Source organism: Streptomyces huiliensis (assembly GCF_020037025.1).
GTDB classification, from domain to species: Bacteria; Actinomycetota; Actinomycetes; order Streptomycetales; family Streptomycetaceae; genus Streptomyces; species Streptomyces huiliensis.
In genome coordinates this window covers 1-1,230 of record NZ_JAIQLH010000527.1, presented here as the reverse complement: position 1 = coordinate 1,230, position 1,230 = coordinate 1, and the positions used below count along the sequence as shown (strand labels likewise).

Below are 1,230 nucleotides of genomic sequence, written 5' to 3'. Positions count from 1 at the left end.
GCTGACCGCTTCCGGCGTCCGTCATGGCCGCGGAACGCCGGGCGCGGTGAGACCGCCGCGCCCGGCGTTCCGTACCGGGGACCGGGGATCAGAACTCGTCGAACTCGTCCGGGTGCGGGCCCAGCCGGGTGCCGCTGTCCAGGGCGGAGAGCGCCGCCATGTCCTCGCCGTCCAGCTCGAATCCGAAGACGTCGAAGTTCTCGCGGATGCGGGCCGGGGTCACGGACTTGGGGATGACCACGTTGCCGAGCTGCAGGTGCCAGCGGAGGACGGCCTGAGCGGGCGTCCGGCCGTGCTTCTCGGCGATCCGGGCGACGACCGGGTCGCCGAGCAGTTCCTTGCCCTGGCCCAGCGGCGACCAGGCCTCGGTGACGATGCCGTGGCCGGCGTGGTAGGAGCGGAGCTCGGCCTGCTGGTGGTAGGGGTGCAGCTCCACCTGGTTGACGGCGGGGACGACCGGGGTCTCCTCCAGGACGCGGTTCAGGTGCGCCGGCTGGAAGTTGGAGACGCCCACGGCGCGGGCCCGGCCGCTCTCCGCGATCTCGCCGAAGGTGCGGAGGATGGTGAGGTAGTCCTCGCGCACGGCGCGCGGCCAGTGGATGAGGTAGAGGTCGACGTAGTCCAGGCCCAGCCGGGCGAGGGAGGCGTCGAACTCGCGGAGGACGCTGTCACGCGTCCAGGTCTCGGAAGCGCTGTTCCAGAGCTTGGTGGTGACGAAAAGGTCCTCGCGGGCGATGCCCGAGGCGGCGATGGCCTTTCCCGTGCCCTCCTCGTTCTGGTAGACCGCCGCGGTGTCGATGCTGCGGTACCCCGCCTCGAGGGCGTTCGTCACGGCTGCGGTGGCCTCGTCGTCCGGGACCTGCCAGACGCCGTAGCCGAGCTGCGGCATCCGCACACCGTTGTTGAGGGTGATGGAAGGGACCTCGTTCACAAGCGATCGTTCCTTACGTGCTGACGGCTGCTTGCTCTGGGCGACAACAAGCGGTTCTCATCACTCATTCCCCGAACCGGAACCAAAATTTCCGGTTGTCTGCCGGCGTGTGCCGGGCTACGGCACGGCGAGCCGGTAGAGCGCGTCGACGTCGGACGCGTACGCCTTCTCTATCGCCCGCCGCTTGAGCTTCATGGTGGGCGTCAGATGCCCCTGCTCCTCGGTGAACTGGCCGGCGAGGATGCGGAACGTGCGGATCGACTCGGCCGGCGGGGCCTGCGCGTTGGCGGCCACGACGG

The 1,230-nt window shown here is 69.8% G+C and carries 2 protein-coding genes; both read right to left on the bottom strand.

The features are described from left to right. Positions 1-88 precede the first annotated feature (88 nt). Positions 89-931, bottom strand: coding sequence for an aldo/keto reductase (locus tag JNW98_RS35655; protein WP_223772396.1), 843 nt, complete (start codon positions 929-931; stop codon positions 89-91). Positions 932-1,048: 117 nt separating this feature from the next. After that, on the bottom strand, positions 1,049-1,230 hold a 182-nt coding region (locus JNW98_RS35650; protein WP_223772395.1), incomplete at its 5' end, for a hypothetical protein.